The organism is Bradyrhizobium sp. Bra64 (assembly GCF_024519875.1).
GTDB lineage: Bacteria > Pseudomonadota > Alphaproteobacteria > Rhizobiales > Xanthobacteraceae > Bradyrhizobium > Bradyrhizobium japonicum_G.
Genome location: NZ_JALJRD010000014.1, coordinates 1 through 23,747, shown reverse-complemented (window position 1 = coordinate 23,747; position 23,747 = coordinate 1). Strand labels below are relative to the sequence as shown.

General features: G+C 65.0%; 19 protein-coding genes. 13 read left to right on the top strand and 6 right to left on the bottom strand.

The window, feature by feature from the left end; translation table 11 throughout:
- The first annotated feature begins 215 nt into the window (after window positions 1-215).
- Window positions 216-1,796 carry an AMP-binding protein gene (locus NR187_RS29100; protein WP_256808541.1) on the top strand — a complete coding sequence of 527 codons (1,581 nt, stop codon included), beginning with the start codon at window positions 216-218 and terminating at the stop codon, window positions 1,794-1,796.
- 54 nt (window positions 1,797-1,850) lie between these two features.
- Here NR187_RS29100 and NR187_RS29095 read toward each other — a convergent pair whose 3' ends face one another.
- The 3 genes from NR187_RS29095 to NR187_RS29085 all read right to left on the bottom strand — a co-directional run bounded on the left by NR187_RS29095 (window position 1,851) and on the right by NR187_RS29085 (window position 5,985).
- Window positions 1,851-2,945, bottom strand: coding sequence for an HD-GYP domain-containing protein (locus NR187_RS29095; protein ID WP_211383952.1), 1,095 nt, complete (start codon window positions 2,943-2,945; stop codon window positions 1,851-1,853).
- 269 nt (window positions 2,946-3,214) lie between these two features.
- Window positions 3,215-5,497 (bottom strand): molybdopterin cofactor-binding domain-containing protein, encoded by a 2,283-nt coding sequence (locus tag NR187_RS29090; RefSeq protein WP_211383951.1) that lies wholly within the window; start codon window positions 5,495-5,497, stop codon window positions 3,215-3,217.
- Entirely contained in the window at window positions 5,494-5,985 is a 492-nt protein-coding gene (locus tag NR187_RS29085; protein WP_027514647.1) for a (2Fe-2S)-binding protein, read from the bottom strand. Before NR187_RS29085 ends, NR187_RS29090 begins: the two co-directional genes overlap by 4 nt.
- A 378-nt stretch (window positions 5,986-6,363) precedes the next feature.
- On the opposite strand from NR187_RS29085, the gene NR187_RS29080 reads away from it, so the two are divergent.
- From NR187_RS29080 to NR187_RS29065, 4 genes are all read left to right on the top strand, one after another.
- Window positions 6,364-7,170, top strand: coding sequence for an alpha/beta fold hydrolase (locus tag NR187_RS29080; RefSeq protein ID WP_256808540.1), 807 nt, complete (start codon window positions 6,364-6,366; stop codon window positions 7,168-7,170).
- The gene (locus NR187_RS29075) at window positions 7,167-7,502 is read left to right on the top strand and encodes a hypothetical protein (protein ID WP_256808539.1); all 336 of its coding nucleotides are present in this window, start codon (window positions 7,167-7,169) and stop codon (window positions 7,500-7,502) included. The genes NR187_RS29080 and NR187_RS29075 overlap by 4 nt, the downstream gene beginning before the upstream one ends.
- A gap of 177 nt (window positions 7,503-7,679) precedes the next feature.
- Window positions 7,680-8,351 (top strand): dienelactone hydrolase family protein, encoded by a 672-nt coding sequence (locus NR187_RS29070; RefSeq protein ID WP_211383948.1) that lies wholly within the window; start codon window positions 7,680-7,682, stop codon window positions 8,349-8,351.
- 177 nt (window positions 8,352-8,528) lie between these two features.
- Window positions 8,529-9,011, top strand: a complete 483-nt coding sequence (locus NR187_RS29065) for a hypothetical protein (protein ID WP_211383947.1) — start codon at window positions 8,529-8,531, stop codon at window positions 9,009-9,011.
- 1 nt (window position 9,012) lies between these two features.
- Here NR187_RS29065 and NR187_RS29060 read toward each other — a convergent pair whose 3' ends face one another.
- From NR187_RS29060 to NR187_RS29050, 3 genes are all read right to left on the bottom strand, one after another.
- Window positions 9,013-9,759: a polysaccharide biosynthesis/export family protein gene (locus NR187_RS29060; protein ID WP_256808538.1), complete on the bottom strand. Its 747-nt coding sequence runs from the start codon at window positions 9,757-9,759 to the stop codon at window positions 9,013-9,015.
- Window positions 9,760-10,021: 262 nt separating this feature from the next.
- A complete protein-coding gene (msrA, locus tag NR187_RS29055; RefSeq protein WP_256808537.1) occupies window positions 10,022-10,678 on the bottom strand; it encodes a peptide-methionine (S)-S-oxide reductase MsrA in 657 nt (218 codons plus the stop codon).
- A 186-nt stretch (window positions 10,679-10,864) separates the two neighbouring features.
- A complete protein-coding gene (locus tag NR187_RS29050) occupies window positions 10,865-11,182 on the bottom strand; it encodes a hypothetical protein (protein ID WP_211383944.1) in 318 nt (105 codons plus the stop codon).
- Between the two features lie 402 nt (window positions 11,183-11,584).
- Here NR187_RS29050 and rpsT point away from each other — a divergent pair, with 402 nt between their 5' ends.
- The 8 genes from rpsT to gyrB all read left to right on the top strand — a co-directional run bounded on the left by rpsT (window position 11,585) and on the right by gyrB (window position 23,592).
- Window positions 11,585-11,851 carry a 30S ribosomal protein S20 gene (rpsT, locus tag NR187_RS29045; RefSeq protein WP_211383943.1) on the top strand — a complete coding sequence of 89 codons (267 nt, stop codon included), beginning with the start codon at window positions 11,585-11,587 and terminating at the stop codon, window positions 11,849-11,851.
- Window positions 11,852-13,110: 1,259 nt separating this feature from the next.
- On the top strand, window positions 13,111-14,523 hold the full coding sequence (gene dnaA / locus NR187_RS29040) for a chromosomal replication initiator protein DnaA (RefSeq protein WP_249129102.1): 1,413 nt from the start codon (window positions 13,111-13,113) through the stop codon (window positions 14,521-14,523).
- Window positions 14,524-14,808: 285 nt separating this feature from the next.
- Window positions 14,809-15,927, top strand: a complete 1,119-nt coding sequence (dnaN, locus tag NR187_RS29035) for a DNA polymerase III subunit beta (protein WP_211383941.1) — start codon at window positions 14,809-14,811, stop codon at window positions 15,925-15,927.
- Window positions 15,928-16,057: 130 nt separating this feature from the next.
- The gene (locus tag NR187_RS29030) at window positions 16,058-16,423 is read left to right on the top strand and encodes an endonuclease domain-containing protein (protein ID WP_211383940.1); all 366 of its coding nucleotides are present in this window, start codon (window positions 16,058-16,060) and stop codon (window positions 16,421-16,423) included.
- Window positions 16,424-16,510: 87 nt separating this feature from the next.
- Window positions 16,511-17,647: a DNA replication/repair protein RecF gene (recF, locus tag NR187_RS29025; protein WP_211383939.1), complete on the top strand. Its 1,137-nt coding sequence runs from the start codon at window positions 16,511-16,513 to the stop codon at window positions 17,645-17,647.
- Window positions 17,648-17,768: 121 nt separating this feature from the next.
- Complete coding sequence (locus NR187_RS29020; protein ID WP_211383938.1) at window positions 17,769-18,512, top strand: hypothetical protein; 744 nt, start codon at window positions 17,769-17,771, stop codon at window positions 18,510-18,512.
- A gap of 107 nt (window positions 18,513-18,619) precedes the next feature.
- A complete protein-coding gene (locus tag NR187_RS29015; protein WP_256808534.1) occupies window positions 18,620-20,803 on the top strand; it encodes a hypothetical protein in 2,184 nt (727 codons plus the stop codon).
- A gap of 353 nt (window positions 20,804-21,156) precedes the next feature.
- Complete coding sequence (gene gyrB / locus NR187_RS29010; RefSeq protein ID WP_211383936.1) at window positions 21,157-23,592, top strand: DNA topoisomerase (ATP-hydrolyzing) subunit B; 2,436 nt, start codon at window positions 21,157-21,159, stop codon at window positions 23,590-23,592.
- The last annotated feature ends 155 nt before the right edge of the window (window positions 23,593-23,747 follow it).

The following is a 23,747-nucleotide window of genomic DNA, read 5'->3' as shown; positions in this document are numbered from 1 at the left end:
GGCGTTCGCTGGCGTCCCAAGTACCTTCATTGCGAGCGAAGCAAAGCAATCCAGAAATGCCCCCGCAGCGGCAGACTGGATTGCTTCGTCGCAAGGGCTCCTCGCAATGTCGGCGGAGAGACTGCCCCGATTTGCTCCCGGCGCCATCCGATGGCAGGAAGACGCAATCATCAAAAGGCAGCCGCCATCAAGATGCAGGCTGCACGGGAGGAACCATGCCAATTCAACAAGCCACGGCCGGAATCGTGGGTCCGTTCGACGGGCTCGACGTGCCCTGGCTGCTGAAGCTGCGGGCCGAGGTGCGCAGCTCGCATCCGTTCCTGATCTGGGCGCCGTTCGACGCGCCCGCGCGGCACTGGAGCTATGGCGAGTTTCACGAGCGGGTCGGCGCGCTCGCGGCGGGGCTTGCCAGGCGCGGCATCAGGCCAGGCGAATACGTGCTCATTCACCTGGACAATTGCATCGAGGCGCTGCTGGCCTGGTTCGCCTGCGTCGAACTTGGCGCCATCGCGGTCACCACCAATACCCGCTCGGCACCGGCCGAGATCGACTATTTCGCAGATCATTGCGGCGCGGTCGCCGCGATCACGCAGCCGGCCTATGCGGAGATCGTCGCGCAGAACTGCCGCAACATCCGCTGGATGGCGGTGACCTCGCACGATGCGGGCACGGCACCGGCGCAGGCGATCTCGCGCGGCGACAGTTTCGAATCGCTATTCGCCGACAGCGCCGACCGTCCCAGGCGCGCGACCGATCCGTTCGCGCCGTGCAGCGTGCAATATACCTCGGGCACGACATCGCGCCCCAAGGCGGTGCTGTGGACCCACGCCAACGCATTGTGGGGCGCCAAGGTCAACGCCGCGCACGAGGATTTGCACGCCGGCGACGTGCACCAGGCCTACCTGCCGCTGTTCCATACCAATGCGCTGGCCTATTCGATGCTTGCGACGCCGTGGGTCGGCGCGACTTGCGTGATCCAGCCCCGCTTCTCCGCCAGCCGGTTCTGGCGCGCCGCGCGCGAGCACGGCTCGACCTGGACCTCGACGATTCCGTTCTGCATGAAGGCGCTGCTCGAGCAGGAGATCCCGACGGACCACAAATTCCGGCTGTGGGGCTCGGCGATCAACGAGCCGCCGGCCTTCGCCGCCTTCGGCGTCAAGATCATCGGCTGGTGGGGCATGACCGAGACCATCACCCACGGCATCGTCGGCGAGGTCGATCAGCCCAACATCCCGATGTCGATCGGCCGCGCCGCGAGCGAATACCAGATCCGCATCACCGACGATGACGGGCGGCCGACCGAGGTCGGCGACACCGGCAATCTTTCGATCAAGGGCATCGCTGGCCTGTCGCTGTTCGCCGAATATCTGCACAACGAGAAGGCGACGCGCGAAAGCTTCGACGAGCACGGCTTCTTTCTCACCGGCGATCGCGTGGTGCGGCTTGAGAACGGCTACATCCGCTTCGGGGACCGCAGCAAGGACATGCTCAAAGTCGGCGGCGAGAACGTGGCGGCATCCGAGATCGAGCAGGTGATCGCGCTCGTCCCCGGCGTGCGCGAGGCCGCCGTGGTGGCGAAGACGCATCCGATGCTGGACGAGGTGCCGGTCGTCTTCATCATCCCGCAGGGCGGCGTCGCGGGCGCAGCCCCCGATCTGCATGATCGCGTGATGGCGGCCTGCCGCACCGGCCTTGCCGACTTCAAGGTGCCGCGCGAGATCAGGCTGGTCGACGACATGCCGCGCTCGACGCTGGAGAAGGTCGCGAAGGCGGAACTGAGGAAGATGGTGGGGTGAGGATGTCATCCCGGCCTGGTGCGCAATTGCGCACGAGGGCCGGGACGACAAAACTCAGAACGACCCCAGCGCCACCGGACGAAACGCCTGCAACAGCTGCTGATCCAGCTTGCCGCCCATGCCTTCCATCATCGCGAACGCACGCGAATGGGTGAATGGCATGCGGTAGGCGCGCTTTTCCACCAGCGCGGCGTAGATGTCGACGATGGTGGTGACCCGCACGATATCGCTGATCTGGTTCGACGACAGGCCGTTGGGATAGCCGGAGCCGTCGAGGAATTCGTGGTGATGCAGCACGACGTCGAGCATCTCCGGCGGAAAGCCGCCCTGGGCGGCGAGCGCGTCATAGCCGCGGCGCGGATGCTGGCGGACTTCGGTCATCTCCTCGTCGGTGAGCTTGCCGGGCTTGTCGAGCAGCGCGGAGGGAACGAAGGCCTTGCCGACGTCGTGCAGCAGCGCGGCGCGGGTCAGCCGGCGCTGGTCGTCCTCGCGCATGCCGAGGTGCTGCGCGAAGGAGACCGCAAAGCCGGTCACGAACAGGCAGTGCCGGTAGCTGCCGACGTGGTGGCAGCCCACCGTGGTGAGCCACTCGCGCAGCGAGGAGTGCTTGATCGCCTTCAGGATCTTGGTCTCGGCGGCGATGACGTCGTCGAAGGTCAGGGGCACGCCGAGCGGTAGCTTATCGAACATCTTCTTCAGCACCGCATGCGCCGCCTCGACGCCGCGGTTGAGCGTCTTGCCGCGATCGGTCGCGTCGTAGACGGCGGTGTCGGGGAAGGCGGCGCGGATGCGCTGCAGGATCGCGTCGGGCTGAAGCGGCCGCGAGATCGTGTCGGTGGCGCCCAGCGCCCAGGCCTGCATGGTGCCGTGATGCAGGGCATCGGCGAGCACGAACAGCCGCGGCATCGAACGATAGGCATCGCCGCGCAGCTTGTTGCGCACCCGCTGCACGCTTTCGGGAGAGCGCAGGTTGATGTCGACCACGAGGCCGGAGAGATCGCGCGAGGGCTGCTCGGGAATCTCCTGCGTCGTCACCGTCGAGACCTCGCCGACCGCCTTCAGTATGCTGGCGAGCTCGGTGCTCTCGTCGCTCCGGTCGGAGGCGAGCAGAAGCCGGCGTTTGGCGGCGGATTTGGCTGGCGCGTTCATGGCTTCCCCAAAAGCACGGGACTGGATTTGGCGTCAGCCTAAGCCAGATCAGGTTCTCCGGCCCTTAAGAGGCGTGCTCAATGGAGCCTTCCGGAATTGCACGCAATTTTACGGATCCGGTTCCGCAAGGGGGCCCATCGAAAATGACGGAAAACAACCCCATGCACAGTAGCCTTCTCCTTGGAATGACTGGGGTTTCCTTTCACGAAAAATCCGCCGGGAGGTGCCCCCCGGCGGATCATCTCGCGTTACAAAATTGCAGGCCCGCCTTACGCCTTCATCGCACCCTTCACGGCCTCGGCCGTGATCGGCAGGGCCCGGACCCGGGCTCCGGAGGCGTTGAAGATGGCGTTGCCGATGGCGGGAGCCACCACCGTCACCGCGGGCTCGCCGACGCCGGTGGCCTTCTCGCCATTGGCGATCACGGCGACCGCGACCTCGGGCATCTGGCTCATGCGCAAGGGCGTGTAGCTATCGAAATTGGTCTGCTCGATGCCACCGTCCTTGAGCGTCGCCTTCTCGTACATCGCCAGCGACAGGCCCCACAGCGCCGCGCCCTCGACCTGGGCGCGGATGTTGTCGGGATGCACCTGGGTGCCGACGTCGGTTGCGACCGTGAGCTTCTTCACGGTCACCTCGCCCGACGGCGCCACCGCGACATGGGCGACACAGGCCGTCCAGCTCGCGGTTGCGCGTTCCTGCGACGACACGCAGGCGACGCCCATCCCCTCGCCTTTCGGCAGTTGCCTCGTGCCGTAGCCGGACAGCCCCATCGCGGCGAGCAGCGTGTTGCGCAGCCGCTGCGCGCCGCCGTCGTTCTTGCCCTTGCCGTCGAGCAGCGCGATGCGGAACTGCGCCGGATCCTTGCCGGTGGCGGCCGCGATCTCGTCGATCATGCTTTCGACCGCCCAGAAGGTCCAGCCCGGCGCCACCGAGCGGAGCTGGCCGGACGGCGTGGCGTTGTGCGCGAGCTCGTTCTTGATCGCGCGCACATGATGGTTCGGCACGGTGTAGAAGAAATCGGCGCCGTTCACCGTGAAGCTGTCAAGCGGGCCCTTCTTGTCGACCGAGGGCGTCAGGAAATCGGGGATTCCCCAGCGCTCGGTCGGCCAGGCCGAGACCACGTCGTGGCTGAGCGCGACGAGCTTGCCGTCGCCGTCCACGCCGGCCTTCACTTTCTGGTAGGTGAGCGGACGCGAGAAATCCATCGTCATGTCGTTCTCGCGCGTATAGATCACCTTCACCGGCTTGCCGATGGCCTTCGCCGCCTGCACCGCCGGCACCATCATGTCGGCATCGAGCCTGCGGCCAAAGCCGCCGCCGAGCCACATCTGGTGCATGACGACGAACTTCGGATCGATTCCGGCGGCACCCGCCGCGATCGCACCGGAGCGCGTCGCGAACTGGTTGCCGGAATAGATGTGCAGGATGTCGCCCTTGAACTCCGCGGTGGCGTTCATCGGCTCCATCGGCGCGTGGATGTTGATGCTGGTGGTGTACTCCGCCTCCAGCACCTTGGCCGCCGAGCCGAAGGCAGCTGCGGGATCGCCGTCCTTGACGAAGAATTGCCCGGAATCCTCCTGCTTCTGAAGCCGCATCGCCTCGTCGAGCAGCGACTGGCTCGAGACCTTCGCATTCGGACCGCCGTCATAGGCGATCTTGAGCGCCTGCGCCGCCTTCTTGGCGTTGGCATAGGTGGCGGCGACCGCGACGACCCAGCCCGAGGTCGTTCCGGTCTTGTCGTCGAGGGTGACGGCCTTGATGAAGCCCGGCACCTTCTTCGCAGCCGAGTCGTCGACCGATTTGACCGTGGCGCCGAAGCGCACCGGCGGTGTCACCACCGCGCCATAGGCCATGCCCGGCAGCATCACGTCGATGCCGTACTTGGCCGTGCCGTTGGTCTTGGAGGGAATGTCGAGCTGCGGCACCGACACGCCTATCATGGTGTACTGATCCGGTGTCTTCAGCTTGATCGCCTTGAGCTCGTCCGGCGTGAAGGTTTTTGTCGCCTTGCCGCTCTTGACGACATCGGCGAACGACATCTGCTTCTTCGACTTCGGATGCGAGATCACGGAATCGCGTACCACGAGCTCCGAAGCAGGCACGCCCATGGAAGCTGCCGCCCCTTCCGTCAGCGCCATGCGACCGGCCGCACCGGCGCGGCTCATGGCTTCGAAGTTCATCATGGTCGACCAGCTTCCGCCGGTGATCTGCGCCCCCAGCACGGGGTCGTTGAATTTTGGATCGTTGGAGGCGAGGTTGACCCGCATGTCGCTCCACTTCGCGCCCAGCTCTTCGGCCACGATCTGCGCCATGGTGGAGGCGATGTGCTGGCCCATATCGGCCTTGCCGCAAGTCACGGTGACCAGACCATCGGGCGCGATCGCGTACCAGACGCTCGGCTCGAAGGTCGACGGCGCAGCGAGCGCCTCACCGATGCCGGGCACGCCGGCATAGCCGAGCACGAGGCCGGTCGCGGCGGTGCCGACGAGGAACGAGCGGCGGCTGAGATCGGTCGTCTCGGGTGTGACCGCCTTGATGTGCTTATTCATGTGGGCCTCCGTTCGTTGCCGGAGGCGGACGCGGTGCGCATCTCGGTGGCAGCCCGCATGATCGCCTTCTGGATCCGCGAATAGGTCATGCAACGGCAGAGATTGCCGTCCATGTGCGCCACGACCTCTTCCTTGGTCGGATTGGGATTCTTCGCGAGCAGCGAGGCCGCCTGCATGATCTGCCCGGACTGGCAGTAGCCGCACTGCGGAACCTGTTCGGCGATCCACGCCTTCTGCAAGGGATGATCGCCCTTGGCGGCAAGACCTTCGATCGTGGTGATCTTCTTGCCGGCGACATCGCCGACCATGGTCTGGCACGAGCGCACCGCTTCGCCGTTGACGTGCACGGTGCAGGCACCGCACAGGCCGGCACCGCAGCCGAACTTGGTGCCGGTCATCTGCAATTGCTCGCGGATCGCCCAGAGGAGCGGCGTGTCGTTCGCCGCATCCACGGACATACTCCGCCCGTTGATGGTGAGAGTTGGCATAGGCGTCTTCCCCTGCCGGTGCATGAAGCCGCTTACGGCGGCAACTTGAAATGGCGGACGCCCACCGGGCCGGCGCCAGCCTTGACGCAAGAATGATCGGGTTCGCGTGCCGAGGCAAATGCAATTTGGAATCGATCGAAGCAAAGCCGGCGTTTGCGCGTTGTGCGTCGCGACAACGGCGCCGGTGCAGCGCCTGAACGCAACAGAGTGCGCGTCAGGCATGCAAGCTATCGCGGCATTGGCGGTTTCTTCCAGGTAACTTGGCGGGCTAGGGTATGACGCAGCGAGGAGTTAGCCACCGAATTGGATGTCCCTTGTGGGAGAAGGTGCAGCGTGATCGCGGCTGCAATGAACAAGAAGCGAGAAAGGGCGGAAGCAATGCCAAGGATCGACCGGGACGGCGTCGGAATCTACTACGAGGTTCATGGCGAAGGGGCGCCGCTGCTGCTCACCCACGGCTATTCCTCGACCTCGGCGATGTGGCATGGACAGGTCGATGCGCTTGCGAAGGACCACAGGCTGATCCTGTGGGACATGCGCGGCCACGGCCAGTCGGATTATCCGGATGATCCCGGCGCTTACAGCGAAGCGCTCACCGTCGGCGACATGGCTGCGATCCTCGATGCGACCGGGACTGAACGCGCCATCATCGGCGGGCTCTCGCTCGGCGGCTACATGTCGCTCGCTTTCCATCGCGCACATCCGCAAGCCGCCCGCGCGCTGCTGATCATCGACACCGGTCCCGGCTTCAAGAAGGACGACGCGCGCGAGGCCTGGAACGCCCGGGCGTTCGGCACCGCCGACAGGCTCGATCGCGAAGGTCTCGACGTGCTCAAATCGGCGACGCGCGAGCGCGCCACCGCGAGCCACCGCAACGCCAGGGGATTGGCGCTCGCCGCGCGCGGCATGCTGACCCAGCGCGATGCGCGCGTGATCGAATCGTTGCCCGACATCAACGTGCCGTCGCTGATCGTGGTCGGCGCCGACGACACGCCGTTCCTCGCCGCGTCCGATTACATGGCGGCAAAAATTCCCGGCGCACAAAAAGTCGTGATCCCCGCGGCCGGACACGCCGTCAACATCGATCAGCCACAGGCTTTTGTTGACGCCGTGCTGGCTTTCCTGAAGAACTTGCCTGAAGAACTTGCAGGCCCAGGACGGCTGGACGAGGACGCGAGGCCATGAAGCGAGCGATGTTGGCTGCGGGCGCGGTGTTGCTATCGTTATCCGCGCAGGCCGAGCCATTCGGCGGGCCACCGCCCCGCCTGCCTTTCGTCGCGACCCTGTCGAACAACACGCCGCTCGCCTTCGGCATGGATGCCGGAGAGACCGCACGCGCGCTCGGGCAACCCCTGCAATACGTGCGGGGACGCCCCGGCAACGAGATCTATCTCGCCCTTCGCAACATCGGTGGCAGCGGACTGATCCCCTACCGTCACCGCCTGTTCCTGCAGTTCCGTCATGGACGGTTGGCGGGATGGAAGGAAGATTACGGCGAGAACTGGATGTGGGAGTGAGGTGCGCGCGCGACTGCCTCCCCTCATCCCGAGGAGCTTGCGAAGCAGGCGTCTCGCAGGATGAAGGCCCCGCTGAAGCGTCACGGGCCTTTCATCCTTCGAGACGCGCGCGAAGGGCGCGTTCCTCAGGATGAGGGGAGAGACTAGAGTTCGTAATAACCAAGAAGGACAACCCGCGTGGGACAAGACATCAAGCTGACGGCCTCCGACAATTTTCAGCTCGGCGCCTATCGCGCTGATCCCTCAGGCACGCCTAAGGGCGCGGTGGTGGTGATTCAGGAGATTTTCGGCGTCAATCATCACATCCGCTCGGTCTGCGACCGCCTCGCCGGTGAAGGCTATGCCGCGATCGCGCCGTCGATCTTCGACCGGACGTCCCCGAACTTCCAGTCGGGCTATTCGCCCGACGAGATCGCGGAAGCGCGCAAGTTCGTCGCCAATCCGGACTGGGCCGCGATGCTGCGCGATACGCAGGCAGCAATCGATGCTGTGAGGAGCGTCGGGCCGGTCGGCATCATCGGCTTCTGCCTGGGCGGTAGCATCGCCTTCGTCGCGGCGACGCGGCTGTCGGGCCTGAAGGCCGCGATCGGTTACTATGGCGGCGCCGTCGTGCGCTTTGCCGACGAGACGCCGAAAGTGCCGACGCAGCTGCATTTCGGCGAGAAGGATGCCGGCATTCCCCTGACCGACGTCGAGACCGTCAAGGCGAAGCGGCCCGACGTGGAGGTCTTCATCTATCCTGGCGCGCAGCACGGCTTCCATTGCGACGAGCGGGCGAGCTACGACAAGGCCAGCGCCGACATCGCCTGGCCGCGCAGCATGGCGTTTTTCGCCAAGCATTTGAAATAGCCGCCCGTCATGCGCGGGCTTGACCCGCGCATCCATCAAGCGAAGCTTTTTCGTCAGGTCGATGGATTGCCGGGTCGAGCCCGGCAATGACACCTCAAGCAGGAAACGGGTGGCTGCATCATGGCGCGCGGCGATAGAGCTGGCTGATCAAGCCAGCTCTATCGCCGGGAGATCACCATGCAACAGGCCAATACGAACGTCGTCATCCGCAATCCGTTCGGCACTATGGACGTGCCCGAGCCGAACGATCGTGAGGTCATGGACTATGCCTCCATCGCCATGCTCGCCGGCGATGCCGCCGACGGCAACGCGGCGCATTGGGCATCGATGCCGACGTCCTCCGATCAGCTCGAGGGGGTCTGGGCGAGCCGCTGGAATGGCGGCGCCGATCCGACCATTGCCGGCGATACGCCGGAGCAGTGGAAAGTGGGGCGCGCGGAGGTGCGGGTCGCAGGCGAGCGCATCTATCTTCGCTTCGACTGGGACCATGGCCGCCGGCACGGGCTGATCGATGCGGCCCGCCAGGGCGCGGATCGTCTCGTCGGGAAATATATCAACCTGACCAACCCGGCCATCATGCGGCCATGGGTCGGGCTCGTGGTCGATGCCGTCAGGATCGATGGATGTTTCCCGAACGGGCGACTGGATTTCAGGCGGTGAGCTAGAACCAGCGCTCGCCGACGAACACGGTGTCGCCCGGTGCCAATGGCGTGCCGAGCGGAACCACGGCGCGCATCGAGCCGCCGGCTTCGGTGTGGGTGACGGTGACCACGTCGCGCTTGGCGCGCGGCGAGAATCCGCCGGCAATCGCGACCGCGCTTTCGACCGTCATGTTCGGCACGTAGGGATATTGTCCGGGCGCGGAGACTTCGCCGAGGATGAAGAACGGCCGATAGGATTCGACCTCGACGGCGACCGAGGGCTCGCGGATATAGCCGTTGCGCAGCCGCGCGGCGATTTCACCGGCGAGTCCTGCCGGAGTGCGACCGCGTGCGGGCACTCCGCCGATCAGCGGCATGGTGATGGAGCCGCCGGCGTCGATGGCGTAGCTGTTGGTGAGGCCTTCCTGGCCGTACACCACGACGCGCAGCTTGTCGCCGGCGTCGAGATGGTAGGAGGCGTCGTAGCGGACCGGCGCCGCCATCGGTGCGGCATAGCCGACCGGCATGGCCGCGGGCGAAGAGGCAAAGGACGTGCGCAGCGCGCCGATGGCGCCGCCGCCATCGGCGACGACGACCGGCTGCGGCGCGCCGTAGGGCTGGCCATAGGCCATGGAGTCGAGATCGGCACGCGGCTGCATCACCGCGACGGGACCGGCGGTCTGCATGCAGCCGCCAAGCGCAAGCGCGGCGAACGCTACCAAGGACGCTGCCGAGATCGACCATCGAAACGCGCGTGCAACTGGCACCGGACCTATCCCTCGAAACGAGACAGCTCCACTGATGCACCGGTTATGGTTAATAAAGCGTTGAGCGGGGCTTCAACCCTCCCCTGGAGGGGGAGGGTCGATCGCGCGAAGCGCGAGCGGGGTGGGGTGATCTCTCCGCTCGGGCAGTGTGGACGTGGAGAGATCTTCACCCCACCCCGTCTCACATCTTCGCTGCGCTCAATGTGAGCCGACCCTCCCCCTCCAGGGGAGGGTAAGCACATCACCGCTTCAACGTTTACGCTTACGCGCTCACACCCACGCCGATCGGGCAGGACACGCCGGTGCCGCCGAGGCCGCAATAGCCGGCGGGATTCTTCGCCAGATATTGCTGATGATAATCCTCGGCGAAATAGAACTCGCCGGCCGGTGCGATCTCGGTGGTGATGGCCCCGAGACCCTTTGCGGCGAGCGCCTTCTGATAGAGCGCCTTCGATTGGTCGGCCGCTGTCTTCTGCGCGCCTGAATAGGTGTAGATCGCGCTTCGGTATTGCGTGCCGACGTCGTTGCCCTGACGCATGCCCTGCGTCGGGTTGTGGCTCTCCCAGAACGTCTTCAACAATTTCTCGTAGGAGATCTTCTTCGGATCGAACACGACCAGCACCACTTCGGTGTGGCCGGTGCGGCCCGAGCAGGTCTCCTCATAGGTCGGGTTCGGCGTGTGGCCGCCGGCATAGCCGACGGCGGTGGCGTAGACGCCCTCGCCGAGCTCCCAGAACTTGCGCTCTGCGCCCCAGAAGCAGCCGAGCCCGAACACCGCCTGTTCGAGGCCCGCGGGATAAGGCGGCGCGAGCTTGGCACCGTTGACGAAATGGGTGGTCGCGGTCGGAATGGCTTGCGCACGGCCCGGCAGCGCTTCCTTGGCGCTCGGCAATGCGGCGGTCTTGCGCGTGAACAGCATGGACGGATCTCCGGGAAATGAGCTGTCGGTCCTGGGCCAGCTCGAGAGGTCGAGTGCTCAGGCGGCGTGCTCGCGATCAGTTGGGAATATAGGTATCTACGCAGCAAGGGGCAGCCTTGTTACGCGGCCGCCAGCGCGAGGCTCAATCGCGGGACTTGAAAGCCCTCAATCCCGGGAATTGAAAGTTCAATCCCGGGAATAGCCGATCAGCGGCTTGCGCGGGCGGAACAGGATCATCAGGAGGATGCCCGAAATGCCGAGGACGGCGAACACCGGCTGATCCAGCACCAGGCGGATCACCGAGGTCCAGAGCCACGGCGCCTTGGCCTCGACCCAGGTCCGGAACGCCGTCTGGCTGGCCTGATTGATGTCGTTCCAGAACTGGCCGAAGCGGGTGAACTTGAGGGTCTGATCGGCGACCCAGCGGGCGCCGTCATAGACCATGAAGATGAACCCGCCGGCGAGCAGCAACAGCCCAATCAGTCGGAAAAAGCCGCGGATCATGCCTCACCTTATATGGTCGTCCGATCGGACGACCCCCTGAACGCCGCCAGCCAATACAAGGGAGACGGCAGAAATTCAACCACTTCAGGGCGTTACGGCACCCATTCGGGCCGCATGGGGCCGGTTTTCCAGTCCGGGAAAGCGTTGACGGTGCCAAAGACCCTCTCTATAAGGGCGCCAACTGGCGGCGGGCGCAATCCTGCCGCCGCTGTTCTTTGAGCAGTTGAAGGCTCCTTGAGCTTACAGGCTCTTTGGGCCTCAGAGACAGCCGCAAGGCCGTCGCTCATGTTCCGGGAACAGCCAGCAACCGAACACCCTAAATCCGAGCGTCGATTACGCGGTCAAGCAAGCCGGCGCTACCCGACCAAGACGCGACCGGTACCCGCAAAGGATATTGAGACCATGGCCAATACCACTTCCGCCAAGAAAGCGACGCGCAAGATCGCCCGCCGCACCGCCGTCAACAAGTCGCGCCGCACCCAGATGCGCGGCGCCGTGCGCAACGTCGAAGAAGCCATCGCGACCGGCGATCGCGCCGCTGCCGTGCAGGCGCTGGCGAATGCCGAGCCGGCTCTGATGCGCGCCGCCCAGCGCAACATCATTCACAAGAACAATGCCAGCCGCAAAGTCTCGCGGCTCACCGCGCAGATCGCCAAGCTCGCCAAGTAATCCGGCAGGCGATCCGACAGACCGTCCGGTCGAGTTCGATCGGGCGATCAGATCGCACATCGCACGCGTCAAACAGCCCGGCATCGCGCCGGGCTTTTTTGTTGCCTGTCATAAACAAGCAAGCCGTCACGCGACGACCGATCTTCGACTGGAAGACCTCCATCGTCGCACCATGATGCGGTCCGTAGTTTTACCTGCGGGTGATTTTGCAACAGTGGAAACTTCCACCGCGGTGCAAAAAGTCCCTGCGAGGCGGGCTCAAGTTGAATTCGCGTGCCTGCGAGTTCTGCACACCGTAGATTCACCGGATCGAATCTACCGCTGGAGTTACCCTGTGAAACGAGACTCAAAAAACGATGTCTCGCTAATCACTTATCGACATAGTGACCTCAAGCGTTTGGAAAATTCGCCCGCGCGTCGCGCGCGTGACGCTTTTGTAAAAATTTTTTGGCGGTGACCGAGAATTGTCACATGAGGCGCGGCATCTTCGATTCTGTGCACGAATCCAAAAACTTGCTCTGGAGCCTGTGCACAAGTCGCGCGCGGCGTTAACCGAGGTCAAGTTTTTTGATGCCTAAAGTGTGAATCAATTCCGTTGCGAGTCTTTCCGCATAGTGTATTCCTTAAGACGTCAGCGGCGCCCACGATCTTGAGACCAGCGCGGTATCGGAAAACGGGGCGAGCGTGCAAATCGGCGGCGGTGTGCACGTAGGCGACGCTTCAACAAGCGATTGTCGGTTCAAAACCCACAGCAATGTGGGAACGGTAGCTCTTTGTCTGAATGTCTCCAAGCGGGATTTTTTCGCTCGCATATGAGAGACGTCGTGAAAGCTGCCCCGACAGGCATGATGGCGAAGCCGAGCGGACGACTAGGACACGGGCAGGCATCCGCGGCAGGAGTACGACGCGGTTGCCGTTTAGACACGCAGGACCTTGTCGTGAGCAATCACGGCAGGACGGGGAGGTATCATGTCTTACGGACTCAACGCGGTATTGAAACACACCTCGACTTTCAACTATGCCGTTTTAGATTCGTCGGACATCAAGCCTCCCGCGTGCAACGGAGCGCCGAGTACGCGCTGACCTCGCGACCCCTCCATCTCTGACATTGCTGATCGGACGCGGCGTTTCCGCCGAACGGTCGAGCCATGTCTGCAGGTGAAATCGCTTGAGGTCGCGCCATGGCAGAAACCCTGATGGCAGGAACTCTGCATGGCGCTCACCACGCAACCTTATCTCTCAAGAAAAGTTCTCACATGATGACAACACCGGAACAGGATCGCTGGTCGCGCGTGAAGAGTCGGCTGCGCTCGAACGTCGGCGAGGACGTCTACACCAGCTGGTTTGCGCGGATGGATCTGGAAGGCGTGCAGGACGAGAGCGTGCGTCTGTCGGTGCCGACCCGCTTCCTGAAGAGCTGGATCCAGGCCCATTATGCCGAGCGCGTGTTGTCGTGCTGGCAGGCCGAGATGCCGGAAGTGCATCGCATCGATCTCACCGTTCGCTCGGCCGTGCGTCCGGTCGTTCAGCAGAAGGAAGCGCCCGCGCCGGTCGAAACACGCCGCACGCCTGCGCCGGAGCTGCGCTCGACCGCGACCGCGCCGGTCTCGGCCAATCACGATGCGCTCGGCGGCTCGCCGCTCGATCCGCGCCTGACCTTCGCAAGCTTCGTCGTCGGCCGCTCCAACACGCTGGCGCATGCGGCGGCGCGCCAGGTCGCGGAAGGTCGCAGAGGCGACCCCGTGATGTTCAACCCGCTCTACATCCATGCCGGTGTCGGCCTCGGCAAGACGCATCTGCTGCAGGCTGTGACCTGGGCCGGTAATTCCGGCAACGAGCGCAAGGTGCTGTATCTCACGGCTGAAAAGTTCATGTACGGCTTCGTCGCCGCGCTGAAGACGCAGACGGCGCTCGCCTTCAAGGAAGCGCTGCGCGGCATCGACGTGCTCGTGATCGACGATCTCCAGTTCCTGCAGGGCAAGTCGACCCAGGCCGAATTCTGTCACACGCTGAACGCGCTTATCGACGCCGGCCGCCAGGTCGTGATCGCAGCCGACCGGCCGCCGTCCGATCTCGAAAGCCTCGATGACCGCGTGCGCTCGCGGCTGGCCGGCGGCCTCGTGGTCGAGATGGGCTCGCTCGGCGAGGAGCTGCGGCACGGCATTCTCAAGTCGCGCGTCGCCGCCGCCCGCGCCCATCATGCGACTTTCGAGGTGCCCGAGGAGGTGCTGACCTATCTGGCCCGCGCCATAACCCATAACGGCAGGGATCTCGAAGGCGCGATCAACCGTCTGCTCGCGCACTCGAAACTCAACAACCGGCCGGTGACGCTGGAGATGGCGGAGCACGAAGTGCGCGACCTGATCCGGCCGCAGGAACCCAAGCGGATCAAGATCGAGGACATTCAGCGCGTGGTGGCGCGGCAGTATAATGTCAGCCGCTCCGACCTCCTGTCCTCGCGCCGGACCGCCAACGTGGTCCGTCCGCGCCAAGTGGCGATGTACCTCGCCAAGACGCTGACCTTGCGCTCGCTGCCGGAAATCGGCCGCCGCTTCGGCGGGCGCGACCACACCACGGTATTGCACGCGGTGCGCAAGATCGAGGCCCTGGTGTCCAAGGACACGGCGCTATCGGACGAGGTCGAATCGCTCAAGCGCCAGCTTCAGGAATAAACGCCTAGGCCCTGCCCCTTCCAACCTGCCGCCGCCTCGGCCATGCCGGGGCGGCGGTCTTCGTCTTGCCTGGGCGGCGGGCCCTCGTTTTTGCCTGTAAATCGTGGGGAACTACCTCGCAATCCCTTGAATCCGGGGGCCATCCGCGCCACCTTGCGCGACCCTGACGGCTTTGGTCATATCGGCTGGATGATCCGGCTTTCCGGGGTCTTCGGTGCCGTGGCGCGCGTCCCGCCGCCCGGCTTTTCCAGATTTGGTTTCCTTGGGGATCGGGCGAGTAGTGCAATGAAGGTTACGGTCGAACGCGCGCAACTCCTGAAGTCGCTGGGCCATGTCCACCGCGTGGTCGAGCGCCGCAACACGATTCCGATCCTCGGCAACGTGCTGGTCCGGGCCGAGAATGCGAAATTGTCGCTGAAGGCGACCGACCTCGACCTCGAGGTGACGGAAACGCTGCCCGCGGAAACCGCGACCGCGGGCTCCACCACCGTGCCGGCGCACATGTTCTACGACATCGTGCGCAAGCTGCCGGACGGGTCGCAGATCGTGCTGGAGGCCGACGGCGACCGCGCCGTGCTGGCGATCCGCGCCGGCCGCTCGCGCTTCACGCTGCAGACCCTGCCGGAGAACGATTTCCCGGATCTGGCCGCCGGCGACATGTCGCACTCGTTCTCGCTCGCCGCCAAGGACGTCAAGCGGCTGATCGACCGCACCCAGTTCGCGATCTCCACCGAGGAGACGCGCTATTATCTCAACGGCATCTATCTGCATGCCGCAGGCTCCGCGAAGGCCGCAACCCTGCGCGGCGTCGCCACCGACGGCCACCGCCTCGCCCAGCTCGACCTGGTGCAGCCCAAGGGCGCCGACGGCATGCCCGGCGTGATCGTGCCGCGCAAGACCGTCGGCGAGGTGCAGCGCCTGATCGAGGACGCCGACGCCGAGATGACAATCGAGCTGTCGCAGGCCAAGATCCGCTTCACCATCGGCAACGTGGTGCTGACCTCGAAGCTGATCGACGGCACCTTCCCCGATTACGGCCGCGTCATCCCGCAGGGCAACGACAAGGAGCTCGTCGTCGACAAGAAGGATTTCGAGAACGCGGTCGATCGCGTCTCGACGATCTCGAGCGAGCGCGGGCGCGCGGTGAAACTGTCGCTGTCGCCGGGCAAGCTGGTGCTGTCGGTGACCAATCCGGATTCCGGCAGCGCGACAGAAGAGCTCGAGGTCGAATACGCCTCCGACGCCCTCGATATCGGCTTCAACTCGCGCTACCTGCTCGACATCGCTGCCCAGATCGAAGGCGACGTTGCAACCCTGAGGCTCGCCGATCCCGGCTCGCCGACGCTGGTGCAGGACCGCGACGACAAGAGCGCGTTGTACGTGCTGATGCCGATGCGGGTGTGAGGGAGGTGCTCCTCCCTCGCCGACAGGCCCTTCTTTCAGAGCCTAGCGCGATGCACGTTGCTGCGCCCTCTCCCCTTGTGGGAGAGGGCTACTCCGCTGGCGGATACACACTCAGTCGGGTGAGGGGTTAGTGCCGCAGGAGCCATCCCATCGGCCGGTCCCCAAGCGTCTCCGCCAATTCGCGAAGAACATGCGGCACGAGCCGACGGATGCAGAGGCCGCGATGTGGCGCCTGCTCAGGGATCGTCGATTGTCCGCCTTCAAGCTTCGCCGACAGGTTCCGTTCAAAAGCTACATTCTCGACTTCGTCTGCTTCGAGAAACGCCTTGTGATCGAGATCGACGGCGGTCAGCACGCAGTATCACGAACCGATGCAGCGCGTGATGCGGCTCTCTCGGCGGAAGGTTTCTCGATAGCGCGTTACTGGAACAATGACGTGCTGCAGCAGCCAGCTTCTGTATTGGAGGATCTCCTTGCAAAGCTTGCCGGGCGGTAAGATACCCCTCACCCGTCGCCTCACTTCGTGAGGCGCCACCCTCTCCCACAAGGGGAGAGGGTGAGCAGAGCGTGCCACTGTTCCAACATGACCCCCTCCCGCATTCATCGCCTGACGCTGACGCATTTTCGCAATTATCGGGCGGCGGGGCTCGCGACGGCGGCTGACATGGTGGCGCTGGTCGGGCCGAACGGGGCAGGCAAGACCAATTGCATCGAGGCGATCTCGTTCCTGTCGCCGGGACGCGGCTTGCGGCGCGCCACGCTGGAAGACGTCGCCGACAACCAGGGCGACGGCTCCTGGGCGGTCTCGGCCCAGGTCGAGGGCGCGCTGGGGCTCGCCACACTCGGCACCGGCATCGATGCGCCGCGCGCCGACAGCTCCGTGAGCCGGCGCTGCCGCATCGACCGCGAGCCGGTCAATTCCGCCACGGCCTTCGGCGACCATATCCGCATGGTGTGGCTGACGCCGGCGATGGACGGGCTGTTCATGGGCGCGGCCTCCGAGCGGCGGCGCTTCTTCGACCGCCTGGTGCTGGCAATCGACAGCGAGCATTCCAGCCGCATCTCCGCGCTCGAACGCTCGCTGCGCTCGCGCAACCGCCTGCTCGAGACGCGCAATTACGACGACCATTGGTGCGACGCGATCGAGCGCGAGACCGCGGAGCTTGCGGTCGCCGTCGCCGCAACCCGCGGCCAGACCGCGGCGCGGCTCACCGGCATGCTGAATGCGCGCGCGCAGGCCTCGGCCTTTCCCTCGGCGCACATCGCGCTCGACGGCTGGATGGAGAATGCGCTGCTGAGCGAGACCGCAACGTCGGTCGAGGACCGCTACCGGCAGATCCTGCGCGACAACCGCCCGCGCGACGCCATCGCCGGCCGCACCACGGATGGTCCGCATCTCACCGATCTGCAGGTGATCTATGCGCCGAAAGGCATGCCGGCACGCGACGCCTCGACCGGCGAGCAGAAGGCGCTGCTGATCGGGCTGGTGCTGGCGCATGCGACGCTGGTCGCCGAGATGACCGGCATCGTGCCGCTGCTGCTGCTCGACGAGATCGTCGCCCATCTCGATCCGAACCGGCGCGCGGCGCTGTTCGACGAGCTGCGCAAGCTCGGCGCGCAGGTCTGGCTGACCGGCGCGGACCCGGCCGCCTTCGCCGAGATTGGCGCCGGCGGCGAGGTGTTTGACGTCGAGAGCGGACAGGTCAGCGCACGCCCGTGAGCCGCCGCATTGAACCCACGCGGTTGCGTCGGCGACTAGCTGTCTGAGGCCGCGCCGACGGTGTCGCAGCCCATTTTGCCATCGCGCGATGACATCACGCGCGATACCCCTGGAGCGTGAGATGCGGACGGCAAGGACCGGGGCTCGGGCCTCGGGACGATGGCAGGCGTTTGCGTGCGGCCTTGTCCTGCTCGCGATCTGCATGATCGCGGCAAGCGCCGGCGCCTGGGTGCCGCGTCTGTCGCCGCTGTTCTCGGCCGAGCTGACGCCGGATCCCGATACCAAGCTGCCCGCGCCGACCCGTTACAGCTACCGGGGAATTCACACCACCGTCGTCAGGGGCGTTGAAACGCCGCTCCGTACCAGGCTGGAGGCGACCGTGCCCGCCGAACTCGGCGACGTCCTCGCCTTCTACCGCACCGAGCTCGGCAAGCTCGGCTGGCAGGAGCAGCACGATGGCGCGGTGGTCTCCGCCGATCACGTCCAGCTCGCCTTCGCCTCGCCGCTCGGACCCGGCATGCTCGCGCTCGACCGCAAGGACAGCAGCACCAGGGTCAACCTCGTGCAGAAGAACGCATCCGTTGCGACCGATGCGAACGTCATGCCCGAGCCCGGCCAGGCGATGCTGGTGTTCTCCAATATCAGCGATACGGACGCCACGCTCACGATCAACGACCGCACCATCAAGCACGCCGCCGGCGCCCGCGCGATGTCGCTGGATCTGCGGCCCGGCAAATATTCCTACGAGGTGAACGTGCCGGGCCATCCAGCCACCACGCAGATCCTCAGCTTCACGGCCGGCGATACCTGGGAGCTCACGGTCGGGCGCGACGGAGAGGCATGGTCGCCGCTCCTGCTGTATTGAACCTCACGGGTTCCTGCCGCGACTAGTCGTCTGAGGCCGCGCCGACGGTGTCGCAGCCTGCAATTGCGCGAGGGATGAAGACCGCGCGAAATCCAGGAGTCTTGACAATGTCGACGATCCCGCGCGGGACGCAAGTCCCGGTACGCTGGCGGCTGCTTGCGTGCGGCCTCTTCCTGATGGCGAGTTGCTCGATCGCGGCCGCCGCCGATGCAGGTATCGTCGACGTCCACGCGCTGCCGCAGCTCGAGGGCGCGGTGGAAGACACCTCGCGCCCCGATCCCTACCGCGTCGAATATCGGATGCCGACGCCGGAAGCCGTGACATCGCCGGCGGTGAAAAAACTCCTCAGCGGCGAAGGCTGGGTGCCTTATGTACGGCCGCTGGAGGAGAAGAGCACCACGCTGAACTTCAAAAAGGGGCGGCAGGGCCTTTCGGTCTATCTCACCCAAGCCCTCGGCCGGCCCGACCAGTCAATGGTCCACTACTCGACCGACCGCATCTATTCGAACGTGCCGTTTCCCGACGGCGCGAGCGACATCATGTTCGATGGCACAAGGCCCTATCTCGGCTGCATTGCGTCCAGCGCGCTCGATGCGACGTCGAATTTCTACAGCAACGAGATGGCTGCGATCGGCTGGCAGAAGCTCACGCCGGAAACGGCCGCACGCTGGGCGACCAGCCTGGACGAGACCGTTCCCAACGGCCTGCGTGCGTTCTACGTGCACCCGGACAGCAAGGACACCGGCTTCTACCAGCAGAAGCCGGTCATGCTGACGCTGACGCGCCGCGACGATGGCCGCACCAATGTCGATATCCGGGTCGCGCCCTTCGCCTTGCCGAGCGAGCTCAAGGCCGACGACGATCTTGCCGGCCTGCCGCGGCCGAACCCGACCAAGACGGCGAGGAGCCTCGGCAGTGCCGATTCCAACAAGCGTGAGATGTCAGCGGCCGCGATGGCCGAGCTGCCGGCCGTGCTCGCCTTCTATCATCGCGAGCTCGCCGCGCGCGGCTGGCAGGAAGACGGCAGCGCGCCGCTCGCGCCCGGCGACGAGGTCGCGATCAAGGTCTCCAATGCCGAGGAAACCGGCGTGCTCCGGCTCGGCCGCAAGTATGATTTCACCATGATCAGCCTGAACGTGCAGGTGAAGGAGTCGGCGCTGGCCGCCCGCGCCAGGGCGAAGAAGGAAGCCGATCAGAAGTTTCTTGGTGATGCGCTAGGTGCGGCCAAGCAACTCATCGCCGCCGACGAAGCGAGGCGCAAGGTGCAGGCCGCCGCGCTGTCCGACACGCCGCTCAATGCGCTCGCCGACAGCAAGACGCCGGTGCCGCTGCCCGAAACCGCCGAGGGCGTGAAGTTCGAGGGCGGCGACGGCCGGCTCGAATTCTCCTCCAATTCGAGCGTGAAGGCGCTCGGCGCCTTCTACCGCGCATCGCTGAAGAACGCGGGCTGGAAGGAGCAGCCCTCCGTCATCAACCAACCCAACATGGCGGTGTTGGAATTCTCCAAGTCCGGCAAGTCGATCTCGATGACCGTGATGCAGATGGGTCCGAAGGTGAATGTCAGCGCCACCGGCTCCGGCCTGGTCGTGGCTGCGGCGAAGCCGGCCGAGACCAAATCGGCACAATCCAAACCGACGGAATCCAAGACGGTGCAGGCCAAATCGACCGAGCCGCTGAAGGCAGATCCCGATGGCGCGCTGCCCGTGCCGACGCAGCGCAGTTCGAGCGGGATCAGCTCGACGAAATTCCCCGGCAGCGACCAGTCGTTCCGCAAGGAGCTCGAGGCCAGCATTCCTGCCGAACTCTCGGATGTCCTCGCCTTCTATCGCACGGAGCTGACCAAGCGCGGCTGGCAGGAAAAGGCCGACGGCGCGACCGTTACGGCCGACCGGGCGGAGTTGGCGTTCACCTCGCCGGACGGACCGGCCATGCTGAAGCTCGGCCGCGCCAGGGACGAGACCACGGTCAGCCTGGTGCAACGGAATCCGCAGGCCGCAGCCAAGGCCGACATCATGCCCAAGGCGGGACAGGCCCGGGTGATGCTCGGCAACATGGGGCCGAAGGAAGCGTCGCTGACGATCAACAATCGAACGGTGAAGATCGCAGCCGGCGCCGGCGGCCCGCAATCGCCGAAAGGCCCGATGCTCGATCTGCCGCCTGGCAAGTACCAGTACGCCCTGCGCGTGCCTGGACGCCCTGCCCGCAGCGAAACCCTGACCGTGGCCGCCGGCGACGCCTGGGGCCTTCTGGTGGGGCCGAACGGCGACGTGCTGCCGCTGCAGATGTATTGAGGCTGCTATGTAGCAGGTGCGCTCCCTCTCCCGCTTGCGGGAGAGGTTGCGGCGAGCCCGCAGGCCGACCAACTTTACCCAGGACCAATGCTCTAACGGCACCTCGGAACACACCTCCCAGGCCCGCAAAAGCCCCGCCTTTGCGAGGCCTCAAAAACCCCTCCGAATCGCGCTTTTTGCGAGCCCCAGAATCAGCCTTCGCGAGCCTTGAAAACCGGCTAAAAATCCCTATTTCATCAAAGGGTTGCCGGGAGATACTTTGCGCTAGGCGCAAGCTGTCTTTCATGGCACAAATAGCCTGCAAATCAGCGCCTTTTGCGCGGCTGATTCGGGCGACATTTCGAAGGCCTCTCATGACAGAACCTGCTCGGCAGACGCCTGCCGAAAACGAGCCCTCAAATCCAAGCGATTACGGGGCGGAATCGATCCGCGTGCTCAAGGGTCTCGACGCCGTCCGCAAGCGCCCGGGCATGTATATCGGCGACACCGACGACGGCTCGGGCCTGCACCACATGGTCTACGAGGTCGTCGACAACGCGATCGACGAGGCGCTTGCGGGCCACGCCACGCGCGTCGACGTGATCCTCAATGCCGACAATTCCGTCACCGTGCGCGACGACGGCCGCGGCATTCCCGTCGACATCCACAAGGGCGAAGGCATCTCGGCGGCCGAGGTCATCATGACCCAGCTCCATGCCGGCGGTAAGTTCGACCAGAATTCCTACAAGGTCTCCGGCGGCCTGCACGGCGTCGGCGTCTCCGTCGTCAACGCGCTGTCGAGCAAGCTCGGCCTGCGCATCTGGCGCGACAACAAGGAGCACTACATCGAGTTCGCCCATGGCGATGCGGTCGCACCGCTCGTGGTCGTCGGCGATGCGCCCGGCAGGCGCGGCACCGAGGTGACGTTTCAGGCCTCGACCGAAACCTTCAAGAACATCGAATATGATTTCGCGACGCTCGAGCACCGGCTGCGCGAGCTCGCCTTCCTCAATTCCGGCGTCAACATCGCGCTCTCGGACATGCGTCACGCGGTCGAGAAGCGCGAGGAGATGCACTATTCCGGCGGCGTCGAGGAATTCGTCAAATATCTCGACCGCAACAAGAAGGCGATCGTGCCGGCACCGATCATGGTGCGCGCGGAAGCCAACGGCATCGGCGTCGAGGCCGCGCTGTGGTGGAACGACAGCTACCACGAGAACGTGCTGTGCTTCACCAACAACATCCCGCAGCGCGACGGCGGCACGCATCTGGCCGGCTTCCGCGGCGCGCTGACGCGCCAGGTCAACGGCTATGCCGAGGGCAATGCGAAGAAGGAAAAGATCGCGCTGACCGGCGACGATTGCCGCGAAGGCCTCACCGCCGTGCTTTCGGTGAAGGTGCCCGATCCGAAATTCTCGTCGCAGACCAAGGACAAGCTGGTGTCCTCGGAAGTGCGGCCCGTGGTCGAGAACGTGCTCAACGAAGCGCTCCAGGCCTGGTTCGAGGAGCATCCGAGCGAAGCCAAGATGATCGTCGGCAAGGTGATCCAGGCCGCTGCCGCCCGCGAAGCCGCGCGAAAGGCGCGCGAACTGACCCGCAAGAGCCCCCTCTCGGTGTCCTCGCTGCCCGGCAAGCTCGCCGACTGCCAGGAAAAGGACCCGGCGAAATCCGAGCTCTTCATCGTCGAGGGTGACTCGGCAGGTGGCAGCGCCAAGCAGGGCCGCAACCGCGAATTCCAGGCGGTGCTGCCGCTGCGCGGCAAGATCCTCAACGTGGAGCGCGTCCGCCCCGACAAGATGCTGGGCAGCGAGCAGATCGGCACGCTGATCACCGCGCTCGGCACCGGCATCAGCGACGAGTTCTCGATCGAGAAGCTGCGCTATCACAAGATCATCGTGATGACGGACGCCGACGTCGACGGCGCCCACATCCGCACGCTGCTGCTCACCTTCTTCTACCGGCAGATGCGCGACATCATCGACGGCGGCTATCTCTATATCGCCCAGCCGCCGCTGTATAAGGTCAACCGCGGCAAGTCGGAGCAGTATCTGAAGGACGAGCGGGCGCTGGAAGATTATCTGATCGACACCGGGCTCGACGACTGCGTCTACATTCCGGGCACCGGCGGCGATCGCACCGGCCGCGATCTGCGTTCGCTGATCGACGACGCCCGCGCCGTCCGCGGCATCCTGCGCAGCCTGCACACCCGCTACAATCGCAAGGTGATCGAGCAGGCCGCCATCACGGGCGTGCTGAACAAGGCGATCTATGGCGACCCGGAGAAAGCCGCCGCAGCCGCGCAATACATCGCCGCCCGCCTCGACACGCTCGCTGACGAGGTCGAACGCGGCTGGGTCGGCCAGTACGTCGAAGGCCAGGGTTTCCAGTTCGAGCGCACGGTGCGCGGCGTCAAGGAAGCCGCTGTGATCGACGATGCCTTCCTGGGCTCGGTCGAAGCCCGCAAGCTCGACGAGTACACGGTGAAGCTCCAGGACGTTTATGCCCGGCCCGGCAAGCTGCGGCGCAAGGACGTCGAGCACATGGTCTACGGGCCGGTCGACCTGTTCGAGGCCGTCACCGACGCCGGCCGCAAGGGCGTCACGCTGCAGCGCTACAAAGGGCTGGGCGAGATGAACCCGGAACAGCTCTGGGAGACGACGCTGGATATCAATGCGCGTTCGCTGCTCCAGGTGAAGGTCAAGGAGGTCGACGAGGCCGACGACATCTTCACCAAGCTGATGGGCGACGTGGTCGAGCCGCGCCGCGACTTCATCCAGGAACACTCGCTGAGCGCAACGATCGATATCTGAGGCCGGTTGTCTTTGGGTTTGATCTGCCAGCCAGGCGCTCGCTGCAACCTCTCCCGCTTGCAGGCAGGGCCATCGGATATGACCGCGGGAGGTTGCGAATGAGCTCGGCCTGCATGGTTCGAGACGCCCGCTTTGGCGGGCTCCTCACCATGAGG